Below are 15,847 nucleotides of genomic sequence, written 5' to 3'. Positions count from 1 at the left end.
GGTCGAGAGTGCCCGTTCCAACGGGCACTCTCGACCGGAACGGCCACAGTGGCGGGCTACTTGATCAGTTCGCGCATGCCCCGGTCGAGTTCGGCGAGGGTCTCCTCGGCGGCGGCCTTGCGCTCGGCGACGGATCCGTTGGTGCTGCTGGTGTCGAGGTAGACCTTGAGCTTGGGCTCGGTGCCGCTCGGGCGCACCATCACGCGGGAGCCGTCGGCGAGCCGGATCCGCAGCACGTCGCTGGGCGGCAGGCCGTTGAAACCGGCGGCGAGGTCGTCGATGTGGTCCACCGCGATCCGTCCGACGAAGGCCGGGGGGCTCTCCCGCAGCCGGGCCATGACTCGTTCGATCTCGGTCAGGTCGGTGACCCGCACCGAGATCTGACCGGATGCGAAGTGGCCGAACCGTTCGCTGAACCGGTCGAGGTGCTCGGCCAGGGTGACACCCTCGGCCTTGAGGTCGCTGACCAGGGACAGCAGCGCGACTGCCGCGGAGATGCCGTCCTTGTCCCGCACGGTGCGCGGGTTCACGAGGTATCCCAGCGCCTCTTCGAAACCGAAGATGAGGCCGGGGGCGCGGGACACCCATTTGAAGCCGGTGAGGGTGTCGGTGAACCGCAGCCCGTAGGCCTGAGCGACGGCCTGCAGGGCGGGGGTGGAGACGATGGAGCAGGCGAGCGTGCCCGTGGCCCCGCCGTGGCCGGGCGCACCGGACGCGATCTCCGCGGCCCGCCAGCCAAGGAGGGCCCCGACCTCGTTGCCGCTGAGCCGGCGGTAGCCGCTCGCGGTTCCCTCCTGCGGGATGGCGATCGCGAGCCGGTCGGCGTCGGGGTCGTTGGCGATGATCAGTTCCGCGCCGACCTCCCTGGCCGTCTCGTAGGAGAGGTCCATCGCGCCGGGTTCCTCCGGGTTGGGGAATGCGACGGTGGGGAATGCGCCATCCGGAGCGATCTGGGCGTCGACCAGGGTCGGCAGGTCGAAACCGGCCGCCTCGAGCACGCGCCGGGTGGTGTCCCAGCCGACGCCGTGCAGCGCCGTGTAAACCGTGGTCACCTGCGCGCGCGGCGGGTGGGCGATGCTCGCGGTCTCGTCGATGTAGGCCTGCACGACCGACTCGGGGGCCGTCTCGTAGGGGGCCCGGGGCAGCTGCGGAACCTGCTGCTCGGCGGCGACGCGCAGGATCTCGGCCGCAATGGCCGCGTCGTCGGGTGACACGATCTGGGAACCCTGGTTGGCGCCGCCCAGATAGACCTTGTAACCGTTGTCGTTCGGGGGATTGTGCGAGGCGGTGACCATGACGCCGGCGCCGACGTCGAGGTGGCGCACCGCGAAGGCGAGAACGGGCGTAGGGAGCAGGCGGGGGAGCAGGATGGCGCGCACCCCGGCCCCGGCCATCACGGCGGCCGAATCGGTGGCGAACACCTGGGAGTTCTTGCGGCCGTCATAACCGATGACGACCGAGGGGACCCGGTCCGGCGGCGTGGTTTTGATCAGGAAGGCAGCCAGACCGGCGGCGGCCTGGCAGACGAGCACGCGGTTCATCCGATTGGAGCCGGCGGCGATCGCGCCGCGCAGGCCGGCCGTGCCGAAGGCGAGGCGGTCGTCGAAGCGGGAGTGCAGCTCGGCCAGGGCGCCGGCGTCGCCGTCGGCGACCCCGCGGAGGAGGGCGCGCAGTTCGGCCTGGGTCTCCGGGTCGGGGTCCTGGTTCAGCCAGGCGCCGGCCGTGGCGACCAGGGTCGAGGTTGCATCCGTTGCGCCCGTGCCGGCGTTGCCGGACGGGTCAGCCGGCTGAATGGTGTCCAGCACCATCGTGTTCGGCAGGAGCGCGTCGTTCGCCGCGTCGGTGCCGGCGTCTGCGTCTGCGGTGCTCTCCGAGGGGGTGGAGTGCCGGCCCCGGGCCGTCGCGTCGGTCTCGCCGGGGTTGCGGGCATCCGTGTTCAGAGCATCCGTGTTCAGGGCATCCGGGTTGTTGACGCCGTCCGGGTTGATGCCGTCGGCGCTCATGTCGGCGAGGCTCACAGTGCGGCCACGATCCGGGCGAGCAGCGCGCTGATGACCGGTTCGGCAGACTTGCCGGCGTCGAGCACCTCGGCATGGCTGAGCGGCTCCGTCTGGATCCCGGCCGCGAGGTTGGTGATCAGGGAGAGGCCGAGGACCTCCATCCCGGCCTGGCGGGCCGCGATGGCCTCCAGCGCCGTGGACATGCCGACGATGTGGCCGCCGATGACCCTGGCCATCTGCACCTCGGCCGGTGTCTCATAGTGCGGCCCGCGGAACTGGCAGTAGACGCCCTCGTCGAGCGTCGGGTCGATGGTGCGGGCCAGGTCGCGCAGCCGGCGGGAGTACAGGTCGGTCAGGTCGACGAACGTCGCACCCTCGAGCGGTGAGTCAGCGGTGAGGTTGATGTGGTCGCTGATCAGCACGGGCGTGCCGGGCGTCCAGGTCTCACGGATGCCGCCGGCCCCGTTGGTGAGGATCATGGTCGTCGCGCCGGTGGCGGCAGCGGTGCGCACACTGTGCACCACCCGGCGCACGCCGTGGCCCTCGTAATAGTGCGTGCGGGCGCCGATCAGGAGCGCGCGCTTGCCGCCGGGCAGCAGCACCGAGCGGAGCTTGCCGGCGTGCCCGGCGAGGGCGGGAGCGCTGAAGCCCGTGATCTCCTCGGCGTCGAGGGTGTGGGTGGTCTCGCCGATCAGGTCGGCGGCGCGGCCCCAGCCGCTGCCCAGGGTCAGGGCGATGTCGTGGCGGGCGATGCCCGTGGCCTCGGCGATCTCCCGCGCGGCGGTCCGTGCGACGTCGAACGGATCGGTTTCGGGAACGTCGAGCGGATTAATGTCGGTCATCAGCATCCCGTCATTCTAATTGCTCCTCGTTTTCGGCGGCGTGCCCGTGACTGATTCGACGGAGATTCTGCGATTTTAGGGCCGAAAACGGGCCTGAGCGTCAGATTCCGTGCATATCTCCGTCGAATTGGTTCGGCCGGGGAGGGGCTCGGTTGGCGGGGGCCGCCGCGAGACGGGAGAATATGAGCATGGCCTACGAGTTCGAACGCAAGCAGCGCATCGCTATCCTCGGCGGAGGGCCTGGCGGGTACGAAGCCGCCCTCGCCGGCGCCCAGCAGGGGGCCGAGGTCACCCTCGTCGAGCGCGTCGGTGTCGGCGGTTCCGCCGTGATCACGGATGTCGTCCCCTCCAAGTCCCTCATCTCCACCGCCGAGGCCACCAACTCCATCGGCGAGGCCACCGACCTCGGCGTGCAGCTGTTCGTGCGCAACGAGCTGGGCAAGCCGGCCCGCCCGGAAGTGGCCATCAACCTCGCCGCGGTCAACAAGCGGCTCCTGGCCCTGGCCCGCCAACAGTCCGAGGACATGAAGGCGACGCTGATGCGCGCCGGCGTGAACCTCGTCAGCGGCCACGGCCGCCTCGACGGCACCAGCGGTCTGATCGTCTCGACGGCCGAGGACGGCTCCGGCATCGACTTCGACCGGATCGAGGCGGACACGATCGTCGTCTCCGTCGGCGCGACCCCGCGCATCCTGCCGACCGCGATCCCCGACGGCGAACGCATCCTCAGCTGGACCGAGCTCTACAACCTGCGCGCGGTGCCCGAGCACCTCATCGTGGTCGGCTCCGGCGTGACCGGCGCCGAGTTCGCGTCCGCCTATCGCGCCCTCGGCGCCCGGGTCACGCTGATCTCCAGCCGCGACCAGGTTCTGCCCGGCGAGGACGCGGACGCGGCCGCCGTGATCGAGAACGTCTTCAAACGCAACGGCATGGTCGTGCTCAGCAAGTCCCGCGCCGCCTCGGTCGTGCGCACGGAGACCGGCGTGCTGGCCACGCTCTCCGACGGTCGCACGGTCGAGGGCAGCCACTGCCTGATCGCGGTGGGGTCCATTCCGAACACGGCCGGGATCGGGCTCGAGGAGGCGGGCGTGCAGCTCACCGAATCCGGGCATATCCGGGTGAACCGGGTCGCGCGCACGTCCATCCCGAACATCTACGCGGCCGGCGATTGCACGACGGAGCTGCCGCTGGCATCCGTCGCCTCGATGATGGGGCGCACCGCCGTGTTCCACGCCATGGGCGACGCGGTCAAGCCGATCGAGATTCGCAACGTCTCGGCCAACATCTTCACCCAGCCGGAGATCGCCACCGTGGGCTGGACCCAGAAGCAGATCGAGGACGGCCTCACCCGCGGCATCATCCACAAGCTGCCGCTCTCGTCCAACCCGCGGGCCAAGATGATGGGCATCAAGGACGGCTTCGTCAAGCTGTTCGCGACCACGACCACCGGCACCGTGATCGGCGGCGTGATCGTGGCGCCCAAGGCGAGCGAGCTGATCTTCCCGCTGGCGCTGGCCGTGGAGCACCGGCTCACCGTCGACGAGGTCGCGATGGCGTTCCCGGTCTACCCGTCGCTGACGCACTCGATCTCGGATGCCGCCCGCGCCATGCACATCGTGCAGTAGCCCCGGGCCGCGGCGAGATCTTCGCCGCGTCACACCAAAAAAACCCTCGTTCCCGGAATGAGGGTTTTTTTGGTGCGACTGAGCGGAATGGAGCCGAGACCTGAGGCCGGGCGTCAGGCGTCGAGCACGGCCATCAGCAGGAAACCGGATGCCACGGTGGCGCCGATGACGGCGCCGACGGTGCCGACCACGCCGTCCTTGTGGGCGGTCAGCGGCTGCTCCATCTTCATGGCCTCGAGTACGAGCAGCAGGTCGCCCTTGACGACGCTGTCACCCTCGGCGACGGCCAGCTTCACGATGGTCGCCTGCATCGGGGCGTGCACCGCATCGCCCGTCGCCGTCTGGATCGAGTGGGAGCCTCCACGGCGCCGGGGCGCGGGGCCGGCCGTGTTCTCGGAGCCCGTGCCGGGGAGCAGCCGCACGGGTAGGCTGACCTCGATCCGGCGGCCCTCCACCTCCACGACCACGTTGTGGCGTTTCTGGGGACCGGTGAGTTCTTCCGGGGATCCGTTCCACGGCTCAATGTCGTTCTGGAACTCGGTTTCGATCCAGTGGGTGTAGATCGAGAACGGCGCTCCGTCGGCCGGTGCGAAGGCGGGGTCGCGCACGATGCGGCGATGGAAGGGCAGCACGGTCGGCAGGCCGGCCACTTCGAACTCGTCCAGGGCCCGGCGGGAGCGCTCGAGGGCCTCTTCCCGGGTGGCTCCGGTCACGATCAGCTTCGCCAGCAGGGAGTCGAACGACCCGGAGATGACGTCTCCGGCCTGCACGCCGCTGTCGACGCGCACGCCGGGGCCGCCGGATGGCTTGAACACGTGCACGGGGCCGGGGGCGGGCATGAAGCCGCGGCCGGCATCCTCGCCGTTGATCCGGAATTCGAAGGAGTGCCCGATCGGTTCCGGGTCGCCGTAGGTGAGGTGCCCGCCCTCGGCGAGACGGAACTGCTCGCGCACCAGGTCGATGCCGGTCACTTCCTCCGACACGGGGTGCTCGACCTGCAGCCGGGTGTTGACCTCGAGGAAGGACACCGTCCCGTCCTGGCCGATCAGGAATTCGCAGGTGCCGGCGCCGACGTAGCCGACCTCGGCGAGGATCGCCTTGGAGGCGCGGTACATCTCGTCGCGTTGCGCGTCGGTGAGGAACGGCGCGGGCGCCTCCTCGACCAGCTTCTGGTGGCGGCGCTGCAGTGAGCAGTCGCGGGTGGAGACCACCACGACGGTGCCGTGGGCGTCGGCGAGACACTGGGTCTCGACGTGGCGGGGCTTGTCCAGGTATTTCTCGACGAAGCATTCGCCGCGGCCGAACGCGGCGACGGCCTCGCGGGTGGCGGAGTCGAAGAGTTCGGGAACCTCTTCCCGGGTGCGGGCGACCTTCAGGCCGCGGCCGCCGCCGCCGAAGGCGGCCTTGATCGCGACCGGCAGGCCGTGCAGGTCAACGAAGTCGAGGACCTCGGAGGCATCCACGACCGGGTTGAGGGTGCCGGGCGCCATCGGTGCGTGCACCCTCTCGGCGACGTGCCGGGCGGACACCTTGTCGCCGAGCTTCTCGATCGCCTCGGGGGAGGGGCCGATCCAGATCAGGCCGGCGCCGATGACGGCGCGGGCGAAGTCGGCGTTCTCGGCGAGGAACCCGTAGCCGGGGTGCACGGCGTCGGCGCCGGACCGCCTGGCCACCGAGAGGAGCTTCTCGATCACGAGGTACGTTTCCGCGCTCGTGGTGCCGTCGAGCCCGTAGGCCTCGTCGGCGAGGTGCGAATGCATCGAGTCGCGATCCTGGTCGGCATAGACGGCGACCGAGAGGATCCCGCTGTCCTTGGCGGCGCGGATCACCCGGACGGCGATTTCGCCCCGGTTTGCGATGAGGACCTTCGTTATTGGGGGCACAGTGCCCTAGCTTATGGCGCTCGGCCCCCTCGGTTTTGGTTCTCTCCCACAAAAAGAGGGGCGATAAAAGTGCGGATGCCTACAATCGGGTGCCAAACGGGTGCCGCAGGTCAGTTCGAGGGGCGGTTCCACAGGCTCGGCCAGGAGTGACCGAGCCGGTTCACGAGCCGCCGCAGCGTCGGGAGGGAAAGCCCCACGACGGTGGAGGGGTCCCCGTCGATGTGGGTGATGAAGGGCGCGCCGAGGCTGTCGATCGTGAACGCGCCGGCCACGAACAGGGGCTCGCCGGTCGCGATGTAGGCGTCGAGCTCGGCATCCCCGATATCGTCGGCGAAGGTGACGTCGGCGACCGCGACGGCCCCGACGGCCTGCCCGGCCACGCCGTTCGTGTGGTCGATCAGCCAGTGGCCGGAAAACAGCTGCCCGGTGCGGCCGCGCTGCAGCTGCCAGCGTTCACGGGCCTTCTCGCTCGTGTGCGGCTTGCCGTAGATGACGTCGTCGATCACGAAAACCGAATCGCCGCCGAGCACGAGGCCGTCCCCGATGTCGCCCGCCCGGGTCAGCGCGAGGGACACGGCCTCCGCCTTCGCCCGGGACAGCAGCTCCACCACCCTGTGCGGGGTGAGGGGCGCGCCGCTGTGCCGGGCGGCTTCGGCCGCCACGGCATCCTCGTCCACGTCGGGGGCCAGGGTTACGGGTTCGACGCCCGCCGAGCGCAGCAGCATGAGCCGTGCCGGAGACGTGGACGCCAGGTAGAGGCGCATGGTTTCCCTTCGTGCGTGGGGGTGAGGCTCGTGCAGGGGATAAGCGGTGTGGGATCATCGATGAATGGGCACCAGCAACGACAACCAGGCAGACCAGAGCGGGCACTCCGCAGAAGTGGGCGCGGAACTCGAACTCGACGTCACAAACGTAGCTCACGGCGGCATCTTCATCGCCCGGCATGAGGGTCGCGTGGTCTTCGTCAGCGACACCATGCCGGGGGAGCGTGTGCGCGCCCGGCTGACCTCGGCCAGCCACAAGAGCTTCTGGCGGGCCGAAACGGTCGAGGTCCTGACCGAGGCGCCCGAGCGCCAGCCGCACATCTGGGCGTCCGCCGCGCTCGAGCGCGACCCGGACGACCGTGCCGGCGGCGCGGAGTTCGGCCACATCGAGCTCGGCCACCAGCGCGAGCTCAAGCGCCAGGTGCTGGCCGACGCCCTCAAACGGATGGCCGGCATCGAGTCCGAGGTCACGGTCGAGCCCGTCCAGGTGGGCCGCAACGCGTCCCCCGGCGACGCCGCCGACGGCACGGGCTGGCGCACGCGCGTGCGCCTGCACGTCGACGAGGACGGCTTCGTCGGCCCCTACGCCGCCCGCTCCCACCGGGTGATCCCGGTCGGGGACCTGCCGCTCGCCGACCGGCTGCTGGAGGCGGCCGCGCCGCTCGACCAGCGTTTCAAGGGCGCCGCATCCGTCGATGTCGTCGCGCCCAGCCTGGGTTCCGTGCAGGTGCTCGTGGCCGAGCAGGACGCGGCGGGCAAGCGCCGCCCCACCCCACGCACGCTCATTCGCGAGGTCGTCGGGGAGCGCGAGTTCCGACTCGACGCCGCCGGCTTCTGGCAGGTGCACACCAGCGCGGCCGAGACCCTCTACCGGGCGGTGCAGGACACCATCGACCCCGACGAGTTCGACCCGCGGGCCGCGAACCTCGACCTCTACGGCGGGGTCGGCCTGCTCGCCGCCGCGGTCGGCGACCGGTTCGGCCACGACTTGCGCATCACCTCGGTCGAGAGCGACGCCCAGGCCACCGACTTCGCCGCCGAGAACCTGGCCGAATGGGTCGGCGCCAGTGTGCAGACCTCCCGGGTCGACCGGTTCCTCAGCGGCCTGGTGCGCGATTCCAGCGCCGCCGAACGGGCCAGGCAGAACGCGGCCACGGTCATCCTCGACCCGCCGCGCGCCGGTGCGGGCAAGGAGATCATCGACCAGCTCGGGGCGCTCGGCCCGCGTCAGATCGTCTACGTGGCCTGCGACCCGGTCGCGCTGGCCCGAGACATCGCGCTCCTCGCCGGGCACGGATACACCCTGCGCACCCTGCGCGCCTTCGACCTGTTTCCCAACACCCACCATGTTGAGAGCATCGCGCTGCTGTCCAGATAGCTATCGTTGACCTGTATGACGTTGACCTGTACGACAACGTGAGGATGTAGGACCCATGACCGACCCGACCACACCCGTGACCGCGGCCACCCTGCCCGAGGGCGGCATCGTCCTCGACCACCCCGTGCGGGTCGGGATCGCCGACGACCACGAGTCGGTGCGCCTGGGCATCAAGGCCGCCTGCGAGAACGTCGGCTTCGAGGTCATCTTCACCGCTCCCACCGTGCAGGAACTCATCGACGGGATCAACGGCCGCCCGGTCGACGTCATCGTGCTCGACCTGTCGCTGGGCGACGGCTCGCGCGTCACCGACAATGTGCATCGGGCCCAGAGCACCGGGGCATCCGTGCTGGTGCACAGCATCGCGGACCGGGTCGCACTGGTCAGGGAGGCGCTCGCGGCCGGAGCGGCCGGGGTGATCCCCAAATCCTCGCCCACGACGACCGTGATGGCGGCGGTGGCATCCGTCGCCCGCGGCGACGTGCTCAACAACCTCGAATGGGCCACGGCCATCGACGCAGACCGTGACTTCGCGAAGGCGCAGTTGGGTCGACGGGAGCGCGACGTGCTGCACCTCTACGCCTCCGGCCTGCCGCTGAAGATGGTCGCGATGCAACTCGGCATCGCGCACTCGACCGCCCGCGAATACCTCGACCGCATCCGCGTGAAGTACATCGAGGTCGGCCGGCCGGCGCCCACGAAGGTGGACCTGCTCCGCCGAGCCGTCGAAGACGGAATCCTGCCGGGCCTCGACCCGGACGGCGGGGATGCTCGCGGCTGACACTGCGGGCGGGCTCGGGCACGCTCCCGTGCCTCCCACAGAACTCGACCCCCACGGCTCCGACCTGATCGCCGGCCCCCGTCAGCCGCGCAACCCGATCAGTCGCACCCGGATCGAGGTGGTCGTCTCCCGCGCCCTCGCCGGCGTGGGGGTGGTTTTCGCGCTTCAGGCGATGCCCATCATGTTCGCGCAGGCCCCCGAACGGCTGCCGATCATGGGCTTCCTCGCGCCGGTGCTGCTCGGCCTGTCCCTCGCCGCCGTCGTCGTGGCGGCCGTCACGAAGACGGCGGTCCGGGCGGCCACCGGCACCGTCGCGGTGTTCTACCTGGGCGCGCTCATCGCGTGGCCCCTGCTCATGATCAACCCGAACCAGGTGCTCGACGGCAAGCCGTGGCTCTGGTACATGTGCACCATCGCGACCGCCTGTGCGGCGGTCGCGTTCCCACTGGCCTGGGCCGCCGTGTACACCCTCGCGGTGCCGGTCGTCTACGGAGTCATCCGGTCCCAGCCGTCCGGCGGCGGCGCCGACGTGCTCCTGTCCTCCCTCGACGCCGTGTACGCGATCCTCCTTGGCGAGGTCATCCTGATCATCATCTTCATGCTCAGGCAGACGGCGGGCGCCGTGGACGCGGCGCAGACGAACGCATTGCACCAGTACGCGAACGCTGTGCGGCAGCACGCCACCGAAGTCGAACGCGTGCAGGTGGACTCGATCGTGCACGACAGCGTGCTCGCCACGTTCCTCGCCGCCGCGGCGGCGGGCGGCCCGAAGGCGTCGGAACTGGCCTCCGGGATGGCGGCGGATGCCCTGAACCGGCTCAATGAAGCGGCCCTGGTGCCGGCCGGTGACGACAGTCTGGTGCCGTTCGGCGAGCTGGCAGCGCAGATCCGTGCGGCGGCCGAGCGTTTCCCTGTCCCGTTTGCCGTCACCGAGTGCCAGATCGAGTCGCTCCGCCTCCCGGTGCACGCGAGCGAAGCGATCCTCGCAGCGAGCGTGCAGGCCATGGTGAACAGCGTGCAGCACGCGGGGACGGCCGAGTTCACACCCGATCGCACGCTGACCCTGAGCGCGAACGCCCAGGGCGGCTGCACCGTCACAATCGCGGATTCCGGCGTGGGCTTCGACCCGGCCGCGGTGCCGGCCGAACGGCTGGGCCTGCGCATCTCGATCCAGGACCGTGTCGCCAGCGCCGGCGGGTCGGTTGCGGTGTGCTCCGAGATCGGCCGGGGCACCACCATCACCATCGAATGGCCGCCCGCGCCCGCGAGGCACGCGTCATGATCACCGTGCCGCGCGGCCTCGTGCTCTCCCTGGCCGCCCTCTTCTCCACCTACCATGTCCTGCTCGGCATCTATTCTCTGAACCAGCCGCGCACGCCGGGGCCGGCAGTCCTGGCGATCGTCGTCTACTTCGTCGCGACCGTGCTGAGCCTGTGGCCCACGAGCCCCATGCGGATGCCGCTGTGGCTGGCCTTCTTCAACGTCGCGGTCTGCGCCATGATCCCGCTGCTCGTGGTCAGCCAGCTGGACGGGTCCGTGGACAACGGTTACGCCACCTGGTACGTCGCGGCGGTCGGAACCCTGATGACCATCACGGCCACCCGGCGGCAGCCGGCGCTCGCCTGGGTCGGCGCCGGGGCGTTGGTGGTGCACACGGTCGTCTGGGCCGGTCCGGCGGCCCTGGGGTCGATGGGCGTGATCGGAAGCGTCGTCTGGGTCGCGGTCGCCGTCATTCTCGCCCGCGCGCTGGCCAAAGCGGGCCGGGACGCCCGGCAGTACGCCCTGGCCGAACGGGAGGCGACCGAGTGGCAGGCCGCCCAGGAGGCCCACCTCTACGAGCGCCAGGTGCGCCTGGCCCAGACCATCCGCCTGGCCGCGCCGATGCTGCGCCGCATCATCGACCGGGGCGGCGACCTGACCGCCGAGCAGCGCCAGGAATGCCGCTACCTCGAGGCCGCCGTGCGCGACGAGATCCGCGGTCGCAAGCTGCTCAACGACGCCGTGCGCGACCAGGTCATGGCCGCCCGCCGCCGGGGTGCGATCGTCACCCTGCTCGACGAGGGCAACATCGACGACATCCGCGGCCCCGAGCTCGAAACCGTCCTCAACACGCTGGCGGCCGCGATCGGCGGCACCACGGCCGACTCGATCATCGCGCGCACCGCCGGTGACGGATCCGCCACCGCGGTCACCGTCGTCGGACTCAGCAGCGCGGATGCCCGACTCAGCGCGCTCGGACAGGAATCGCCCGAACCCGAGGTCGACCTGTGGCTGGAGATCCCGCGCTGACAGCGAGCGGCCCGCGGGCCCGGTTCAAGCAGGGCCGGTCAAAGCGAAAGGGGACCAACCGTGAGGTTGATCCCCTTTCGACATTCCGTGTCAGGGCGACAACCCGAATGTCACCCTGACTCGCCCCCACAACTCGCCTGCTTACCCTAGTCGGCGAGATCTGGCTGTGAAGTTCTGAGAACCTCACCGGCAAGTTCAATCATGCTTGAACCGGAACCACGAAAAAAGTCGGCATTTAGGGGGACCGGCTGGGCCGGCATCCGTTCTCAGGCGGAGAAGCCGCGCCACCGGCCGTCGCCGGGCACCATCGGCGTGCGGATGCCGCGCTGGCTGCGCTGCCAGGCGCTCTGGCCTCGTGCCGGCGCCTGGCGCAGGCTGTCGTTCTCTTCCCGCATCAGGCCGTGCAGCACCGCCGACAGGGCCGCGGCCTCGTGCGGGGTGACGCCGCGGGTCAGGAAGCGCATCTCGGCGGCCGGGTCGGGGGAATTCGCTGGATCGGTCATGGTGCCCGCCTACAGCGGAATGTTCCCGTGCTTCTTGGGCGGCAGGCTCGCGCGCTTGGTGCGCAGGGCGCGCAAAGCCTTGGTGATCGCGACGCGGGTTGTGGCCGGCTCGATGATGCCGTCCAGCTCGCCGCGTTCGGCGGCCAGGAACGGGCTCGCCACGTTGTAGGTGTACTCGTTGGCCAGGCGGGTGCGCACGGCGGCGACGTCCTCATCGGCTGCCTCGGCCTTCTTGATCTCGGCCCGGTAGAGGATGTTCACCGCACCTTGGCCGCCCATGACGGCGATCTCCGCGGTCGGCCAGGCCAGGTTGATGTCCGCGCCGAGCTGCTTGGAACCCATCACGATGTACGCGCCGCCGTAGGCCTTGCGCAGGATGACCGTGACCAGCGGCACGGTCGCCTCCGCGTAGGCGTAGAGCAGCTTGGCGCCGCGGCGGATGATCCCGGTCCACTCCTGGTCGGTGCCGGGCAGGAAGCCGGGCACGTCGACCAGGGTGAGGATCGGGATCGAGAACGCGTCGCAGAACCGCACGAACCGGGCGGCCTTCTCGCCGGCCGGGATGTTGAGCGTGCCGGCCATGGCGCTGGGCTGGTTGGCGACGATGCCGATCGAGCGTCCCTCGACCCGGGCGAAGCCGACCACGATGTTCGGGGCGAACAGCGGCTGCGTCTCGAGGAAGTCGCCGTGGTCGACGATGTGCTCGATCACGGTCTTCACGTCGTAGGGCTGATTCGGGGAGTCGGGGATGATCGTGTTCAGCTTGAGGTCGGCATCCGTCGTCTCCAGCTCGATGTCGCTGTCGTACACGGGCAGGTCGGCCAGGTTGTTGTCCGGCAGGAAGCTGAGCAGGGTGCGGGCGTAATCGAGGGCGTCGGGTTCGTCGCTTGCCAGGTAGTGCGCCACCCCGGAGACCGTGTTGTGGGTGAGCGCGCCGCCGAGTTCTTCCATGCCGACGTCTTCACCGGTGACGGTCTTGATCACGTCGGGGCCGGTGACGAACATCTGGCTGGTCTTGTCGACCATGATCACGAAGTCGGTCAGGGCGGGGGAGTACACGGCGCCGCCGGCCGCGGGGCCGCAGATGATGGAGATCTGGGGGATGACGCCGGACGCGGCCGTGTTGCGGCGGAAGATCTCGCCGTACTTGCCCAGGGCGACGACGCCCTCCTGGATGCGCGCTCCGCCGGAGTCGAGGATGCCGATGATGGGCACCCCGGTCTTGAGGGCGAGGTCCATCACCTTGATGATCTTCTCGCCGGCGACCTCGCCGAGCGATCCGCCGAAGATGGTGAAGTCCTGCGAGTACACGGCCACCTGGCGGCCGTGGATGGTTCCGGTGCCGGTGACGACGGCGTCGCCGTACGGTCGCTTCTTCTCCATCCCGAACGCGTGCGTGCGGTGGCGCACGAACTCGTCCAGCTCGACGAAAGAACCCTGGTCGAGCAGCATGGCGATGCGCTCCCGGGCGGTCATCTTGCCCTTGGCATGCTGTTTCTCGATCGCGGCCTCACCGCTGGCCGTCACGGCTTCGTGGTAGCGCAGCTTGAGGTCGGCGAGCTTTCCAGCCGTGGTGTACAGGTCGGGGCCCGCAGCGGGCGAGTTCTCAGTCACGCCGTTCACTCTACCGGCCAGCCCCTGCCCCCGATCGTTGACGATTGTCTACAAAAACCGGTCGGTTTGCTGGTCGCTTCCCCTTCTCCCCGTGTTCTCCCCGCGGCCAACTCAGGAGAAACGCCCACTGGGCGGCCAAAAGAGGATGATTAGGCCCGGATTCGGGAGAATAGCCTGAGTTAGCCACGAGAAGAGGGCCGCATGGAGTTTCCGCTCAGCCGCGAGGTCGTACCGCGTTTCGAGTACCTGGCCGAGACCGGGTCGACGAACGACGAGCTCGTCGGCCACGCGGCGGGCACGGATGCCGCCGCCTGGCCCGACCTGTCGACGGTCGTCACCGACAACCAGACTCGCGGTCGCGGCCGATTGGGTCGCACCTGGCTGGCCCCCACCGGCAAATCCCTGGCCGTCTCCGTGCTGCTCCGCCCCCGGGTCGGGGGAGCCCCGCTGCCCGTCGACCACTTCGGCTGGTTCCCGCTGCTGGCGGGGGCGGCGATGACGCGCGCCGTGCGGGCGGCCGTGGAAGCCGGGCTCGCCGCCCGGGCCGCGCCGCCGGACGAGGACAGCCCCCGGCACGAGGTCACCCTGAAGTGGCCCAACGACGTATTGATCGACGGGTACAAAGTGTCCGGCATCCTCTCCGAGCTCCTGCCGGATGCGCGCGGGCTGGTGATCGGGACCGGCCTGAACGTGTCCCTCGACGAACACGACCTCCCCACCCTCACCTCCACCTCGTTGCAGCTGGTCACGGGCACTCCGCCCGACCCGGACGCCGTCCTTGCGCACTACCTGACCGAACTGCGGGTCCTGACGGCCGCGTTCGTCGCCGCGAATGGCGACCCGGTGCGAAGCGGGCTGCTGCAGGCGGTCACCGAGCTGTGCGGCACCCTCGGCTCCGTCGTGCGGGTGCAGCTCCCGGGCGGCACCGACCTGGTCGGCACCGCGATCGCCCTCGACCGCAGCGGCCGCCTGATCGTCGAGGACCAGGCGGATGGCGAGCTGCAGGCCGTCGCCGCCGGAGATGTCACCCACCTGCGGTATTAATGGGTTATGACAAAGTCAGCGGGGACCGGCACAGCCAGCGTGACGCCTCCGGCCGAATCGGTCGTGGCCCGGTTGCGTCCGCACGCCCGCGTGCTGTTCTGGCCGACCCTGTTCCTGCTGGCCGCCTGCGGTGCCACCGGCTACTACTACGGCTCGCTGCCTGAGCCCTGGCAGAACACTGCCCTGCTGGCCGGGGCGGTGGCCGTCGTGCTGCTGTTCTGGCTGCTCCCGCTCGTCTCCTGGCTGAACCATCGGTACACGATCACCACCCGGCGCATCATCTTCCGCCGGGGGGTCTTCGTGCGCACCCGCCAGGAGCTGCTGCACAGCCGCGGCTATGACGTGACCGTGCGCACGACCTGGCTGCAGTCGCTGGTGCGCTCGGGCGACGTGGTGATCAAAACCGGCCCGGAGCATCCGCTCGTGCTCAAGGACGTGCCTAACCCCGTGCTGGTGCAGCAGGTGCTGCACGATCTGATGGAACAGTCCCGCGCCCGGGTCGGCACCGTCGGTCACGACCAGTCGATCACCGCCGACCCATCACCTCTGTGGGGCCGTCGCTAGGCTCCCGGTGTCGGTACGGGCGGTGTCGGTACGGGCGGTGCCGGTTCGTGAGCCGTCGGTTCGTGAGCCGTCGTTCAGGGCCGTCGCGGCGCCCCGGCCCGCCTGGCGGACGGGGGAGAAGACCCAGTAGCGGTAGAGCACGAAGCGGAACACCGAGCCCAGGAACAGCCCCACCACGTTCGAGGAGATGTTGTCGGCGAGCACGCTGGTATACCCGAGCAGGTAGTGACTGACCCAGAGGCAGGCCAGGCCGATCCCCATGCCGGCCAGGCTGACGGCGAAGAACTCGGCCCCCTCGCGCATGGTCTTCGACTGGCGCGACGCGCCGAAGGTCCAGTACCGGTTGCCGATCCAGTTCGCGACGATGGCGAGCATGGTCGACACGATCTTCGCGTAGAGCGGCCCGGCGTGCACCAGGTCGGGGCTGAAAACGCTCGCGCGGAGCAGATTGAACACCGTGATGTCCACGACGAAGCCGACGAGCCCGACCGCGCCGAACTTGGCGACCTGGCTGGCGAAGGCCAGCAGCCGCGATCTTGTCCCCGTTGCTCTGGGCATGC

The 15,847-nt window shown here is 69.9% G+C and carries 14 protein-coding genes; 7 read left to right on the top strand and 7 right to left on the bottom strand.

What is annotated here, in order from left to right:
- Positions 1–56 precede the first annotated feature (56 nt).
- On the bottom strand, positions 57–1,808 hold the full coding sequence (locus E3O49_RS11125) for a phospho-sugar mutase (protein WP_134364857.1): 1,752 nt from the start codon (positions 1,806–1,808) through the stop codon (positions 57–59).
- A 206-nt stretch (positions 1,809–2,014) separates the two neighbouring features.
- Positions 2,015–2,842, bottom strand: coding sequence for a purine-nucleoside phosphorylase (locus tag E3O49_RS11120; RefSeq protein WP_134364858.1), 828 nt, complete (start codon positions 2,840–2,842; stop codon positions 2,015–2,017).
- Positions 2,843–3,030: 188 nt separating this feature from the next.
- On the opposite strand from E3O49_RS11120, the gene E3O49_RS11115 reads away from it, so the two are divergent.
- On the top strand, positions 3,031–4,467 hold the full coding sequence (locus E3O49_RS11115) for an NAD(P)H-quinone dehydrogenase (RefSeq protein ID WP_134364826.1): 1,437 nt from the start codon (positions 3,031–3,033) through the stop codon (positions 4,465–4,467).
- A 113-nt stretch (positions 4,468–4,580) separates the two neighbouring features.
- On the opposite strand, the gene E3O49_RS11110 is transcribed toward E3O49_RS11115, so the two are convergent.
- Together E3O49_RS11110 and E3O49_RS11105 are read right to left on the bottom strand one after the other, a co-directional pair.
- Positions 4,581–6,350, bottom strand: coding sequence for an acetyl/propionyl/methylcrotonyl-CoA carboxylase subunit alpha (locus E3O49_RS11110; protein ID WP_134451576.1), 1,770 nt, complete (start codon positions 6,348–6,350; stop codon positions 4,581–4,583).
- Between the two features lie 110 nt (positions 6,351–6,460).
- Entirely contained in the window at positions 6,461–7,114 is a 654-nt protein-coding gene (locus E3O49_RS11105; protein WP_134364828.1) for a Maf family protein, read from the bottom strand.
- Between the two features lie 64 nt (positions 7,115–7,178).
- Here E3O49_RS11105 and E3O49_RS11100 point away from each other — a divergent pair, with 64 nt between their 5' ends.
- Genes E3O49_RS11100 through E3O49_RS11085 form a run of 4 tightly spaced genes read left to right on the top strand, consistent with a single transcriptional unit; the run spans position 7,179 to position 11,562 of the window.
- A complete protein-coding gene (locus E3O49_RS11100) occupies positions 7,179–8,492 on the top strand; it encodes a class I SAM-dependent RNA methyltransferase (protein ID WP_134403314.1) in 1,314 nt (437 codons plus the stop codon).
- Positions 8,493–8,547: 55 nt separating this feature from the next.
- Complete coding sequence (locus E3O49_RS11095; protein WP_134364830.1) at positions 8,548–9,273, top strand: response regulator transcription factor; 726 nt, start codon at positions 8,548–8,550, stop codon at positions 9,271–9,273.
- Between the two features lie 28 nt (positions 9,274–9,301).
- Positions 9,302–10,555: a sensor histidine kinase gene (locus tag E3O49_RS11090; RefSeq protein ID WP_160141093.1), complete on the top strand. Its 1,254-nt coding sequence runs from the start codon at positions 9,302–9,304 to the stop codon at positions 10,553–10,555.
- Positions 10,552–11,562, top strand: a complete 1,011-nt coding sequence (locus tag E3O49_RS11085; protein ID WP_134364832.1) for a hypothetical protein — start codon at positions 10,552–10,554, stop codon at positions 11,560–11,562. Before E3O49_RS11090 ends, E3O49_RS11085 begins: the two co-directional genes overlap by 4 nt.
- A gap of 266 nt (positions 11,563–11,828) precedes the next feature.
- Here E3O49_RS11085 and E3O49_RS11080 read toward each other — a convergent pair whose 3' ends face one another.
- Together E3O49_RS11080 and E3O49_RS11075 are read right to left on the bottom strand one after the other, a co-directional pair.
- Positions 11,829–12,065 (bottom strand): acyl-CoA carboxylase epsilon subunit, encoded by a 237-nt coding sequence (locus E3O49_RS11080; protein WP_134364833.1) that lies wholly within the window; start codon positions 12,063–12,065, stop codon positions 11,829–11,831.
- Positions 12,066–12,074: 9 nt separating this feature from the next.
- Positions 12,075–13,688 carry an acyl-CoA carboxylase subunit beta gene (locus E3O49_RS11075; protein ID WP_370262634.1) on the bottom strand — a complete coding sequence of 538 codons (1,614 nt, stop codon included), beginning with the start codon at positions 13,686–13,688 and terminating at the stop codon, positions 12,075–12,077.
- A gap of 192 nt (positions 13,689–13,880) precedes the next feature.
- Between E3O49_RS11075 and E3O49_RS11070 the strand changes: the two genes are divergently transcribed.
- Together E3O49_RS11070 and E3O49_RS11065 are read left to right on the top strand one after the other, a co-directional pair.
- Complete coding sequence (locus E3O49_RS11070; protein ID WP_134403315.1) at positions 13,881–14,723, top strand: biotin--[acetyl-CoA-carboxylase] ligase; 843 nt, start codon at positions 13,881–13,883, stop codon at positions 14,721–14,723.
- Between the two features lie 6 nt (positions 14,724–14,729).
- Complete coding sequence (locus E3O49_RS11065) at positions 14,730–15,287, top strand: PH domain-containing protein (protein ID WP_241976233.1); 558 nt, start codon at positions 14,730–14,732, stop codon at positions 15,285–15,287.
- On the opposite strand, the gene E3O49_RS11060 is transcribed toward E3O49_RS11065, so the two are convergent.
- On the bottom strand, positions 15,264–15,845 hold the full coding sequence (locus E3O49_RS11060; RefSeq protein ID WP_134451575.1) for a GtrA family protein: 582 nt from the start codon (positions 15,843–15,845) through the stop codon (positions 15,264–15,266). The genes E3O49_RS11065 and E3O49_RS11060 overlap by 24 nt on opposite strands.
- Between the last annotated feature and the right edge of the window lie 2 nt (positions 15,846–15,847).

It is taken from the genome of Cryobacterium shii (assembly GCF_004402595.1).
In the GTDB taxonomy this organism is placed as follows: domain Bacteria; phylum Actinomycetota; class Actinomycetes; order Actinomycetales; family Microbacteriaceae; genus Cryobacterium; species Cryobacterium shii.
The sequence above is the reverse complement of the archived record's forward strand: the minus strand, read 5'-3'. Positions and strand labels throughout refer to the sequence as shown.

Coding starts and splice junctions, on each gene's coding strand:
- E3O49_RS11125 (WP_134364857.1), bottom strand. CDS start 1,808: ATGGTGCTGGACACCATTCAGCCGGCTGACCCGTCCGGCAACGCCGGC.
- E3O49_RS11120 (WP_134364858.1), bottom strand. CDS start 2,842: ATGACCGACATTAATCCGCTCGACGTTCCCGAAACCGATCCGTTCGAC.
- E3O49_RS11115 (WP_134364826.1), top strand. CDS start 3,031: ATGGCCTACGAGTTCGAACGCAAGCAGCGCATCGCTATCCTCGGCGGA.
- E3O49_RS11105 (WP_134364828.1), bottom strand. CDS start 7,114: ATGCGCCTCTACCTGGCGTCCACGTCTCCGGCACGGCTCATGCTGCTG.
- E3O49_RS11100 (WP_134403314.1), top strand. CDS start 7,179: ATGGGCACCAGCAACGACAACCAGGCAGACCAGAGCGGGCACTCCGCA.
- E3O49_RS11095 (WP_134364830.1), top strand. CDS start 8,548: ATGACCGACCCGACCACACCCGTGACCGCGGCCACCCTGCCCGAGGGC.
- E3O49_RS11085 (WP_134364832.1), top strand. CDS start 10,552: ATGATCACCGTGCCGCGCGGCCTCGTGCTCTCCCTGGCCGCCCTCTTC.
- E3O49_RS11080 (WP_134364833.1), bottom strand. CDS start 12,065: ATGACCGATCCAGCGAATTCCCCCGACCCGGCCGCCGAGATGCGCTTC.
- E3O49_RS11070 (WP_134403315.1), top strand. CDS start 13,881: ATGGAGTTTCCGCTCAGCCGCGAGGTCGTACCGCGTTTCGAGTACCTG.
- E3O49_RS11065 (WP_241976233.1), top strand. CDS start 14,730: ATGACAAAGTCAGCGGGGACCGGCACAGCCAGCGTGACGCCTCCGGCC.
- E3O49_RS11060 (WP_134451575.1), bottom strand. CDS start 15,845: ATGCCCAGAGCAACGGGGACAAGATCGCGGCTGCTGGCCTTCGCCAGC.